A 1,729-nucleotide genomic window follows, 5' to 3' on the forward strand; every position below is an offset into this window, starting at 1 on the left:
TTGTGGGTGCCGATGCTCGACGGCACCGAACGTGCTGGGCTGCTGCGGATCGGTCTCGACACCGGGGTGGTCGACGACGAGACGCTGCGCCGACGGCTGTGGTCGCTGTCCGGGCTGATGGGGCACATCGTGATGACCAAGATGGCCTACAGCGAGCACCTGCGGCGGTTGCGCGGCGCCGGTCGGATGAGCGCGGCGTCGACACTGATGTGGCAGTTGCTGCCGCCGCGCACGTTCGCCACTCGGGAGGTCGTGGTGACCGCGCTGCTCGAGCCGTGTGAGCGCGTGGCCGGAGACGGCTACGACTACGTAGTCGACGACCATGAAGTCGACGTCGCGGTGTTCGACGGGGTCGGGCACGACCTGAAGGCCACCCATCTCACGGGGCTCGCGCTGACTGCGATCCGGAACGCGCGGCGGGCCGGTGTGAGTGATCTGGTCGCCCTCGCCGGGCACGCCGACGAACTCCTCGCGGCCGGCGAGGCGGGGCGGGCGCAGTTCGCCACTGCTGTCCTCGCCCGGCTCGACACCCGCACCGGCGTGCTGGAGTACCTGCTTGCCGGACACCCGGCCCCGCTGCTGTTCCGCCAAGGGCATCTGGTCAGGGAACTGGGCTGTGCACCTCGGCTTCCCCTCGGGGTGGTCGAGGCAGGGGTTGACGGCCGGTTCACGGTTCGCGAACAGCTCGAACCCGGTGATCGGGTCCTCCTCTACACCGACGGTGTCACCGAAGCCCGCAACGCCGATGGAGAGTTCTTCAGCGAACAGCGCCTCGTCGACTTCACCGAACGGGCCGAACTCGACGGGCTGCCCGCTCCGGAGACCCTGCGCCGGCTCGCTGCTGCTGTTCTCGCCCATCAGGGCGGCCACTTGCAGGACGACGCGACCCTCCTCATGATCGACTGGTCGTCCGACGGCCCGCGCCGCCTGCTGCCCACGCTGTCCTGAGGACGGCTGCGGGGGGGTTTCAGAGGGATGTGATGAGGTCTCGGCAGGTCTGCTCGCACCGGCGGCACGCCTCCGCGCAGACCTGGCAGTGCTGCATGCCCATCTCGCCGTGACGGGCGCACTCGTCGCCGCAGCTCTTGCAGGCCGCGGCGCAGGCCTCCAGCACGGTTCGGGTCAGGTTGGCGTCGTAGCCGGTGTGCCGTGACAGCACACGCCCGGTGGTGTCGCAGAGGTCGGCGCAGTCGAGGTTGCTGCGGATGCACTTGGTCAACTCGGCGACGTTCTGCTCGCTGAGGCAGGCGTCGGCGCACGCGGTACACGTTTGAGCGCACTCGAAACACGCCTCGATGCACTGGGTCAACTTCTGCCTGTCGACATCGCCGAGGTCCGCGGGGTAGGTCTCGAGCATCTGGCCGGCGCGGGTCATGATCAGCTCCGAACGGATCGAGGTTGGGGCACCGCCTGCCTACCCGCTCTTGGCGCCGCAAACCCTCACGCCGAGACGGCCGGCGGTGGCGCGTGGGCTGAGTTGGCCGACGTGGCGGGATGGCCTGAAACGCTTGTTTCGTGATCGTTCTGTAGGGTACTGCTGCTCGGTGGCGAGCGAACGTGAACTCCAGCTCGAGGAGCCCGAGCAGTCCGGCCGCCGGGTCAGTGCGCTGCAGCGGGGTGGTTGGGCGGTCTTCGCGCTCATCGCGCTCGCGGCGCTCGCCGGCCTGATCGGGCCGGGGCCGTTGAGCTCGGCCACGGTCACCGACCCGTCGGGGCTCGTCCAGGTCGA

At 69.4% G+C, this 1,729-nt stretch carries 3 protein-coding genes; 2 read left to right on the top strand and 1 reads right to left on the bottom strand.

The genetic code is table 11. The annotated features are described in order from the left end of the window. The coding region (locus tag KME75_RS41300) for a PP2C family protein-serine/threonine phosphatase (RefSeq protein WP_219420425.1) at positions 1 to 948 on the top strand (948 nt) is incomplete at its 5' end. A 19-nt stretch (positions 949 to 967) separates the two neighbouring features. On the opposite strand, the gene KME75_RS41305 is transcribed toward KME75_RS41300, so the two are convergent. Beyond that, on the bottom strand, positions 968 to 1,375 hold the full coding sequence (locus KME75_RS41305) for a four-helix bundle copper-binding protein (RefSeq protein WP_219420426.1): 408 nt from the start codon (positions 1,373 to 1,375) through the stop codon (positions 968 to 970). 169 nt (positions 1,376 to 1,544) lie between these two features. Here KME75_RS41305 and KME75_RS41310 point away from each other — a divergent pair. Continuing rightward, the coding region (locus KME75_RS41310; protein ID WP_219420427.1) for a hypothetical protein at positions 1,545 to 1,729 on the top strand (185 nt) is incomplete at its 3' end.

Origin of the sequence: Pseudonocardia nigra, assembly GCF_019396355.1 — a bacterium.
GTDB classification, from domain to species: Bacteria; Actinomycetota; Actinomycetes; order Mycobacteriales; family Pseudonocardiaceae; genus Pseudonocardia; species Pseudonocardia nigra.

Excerpts from the sequence above, each read along its gene's own strand:
- KME75_RS41305 (WP_219420426.1), bottom strand. The coding sequence starts at position 1,375 with ATGACCCGCGCCGGCCAGATGCTCGAGACCTACCCCGCGGACCTCGGC.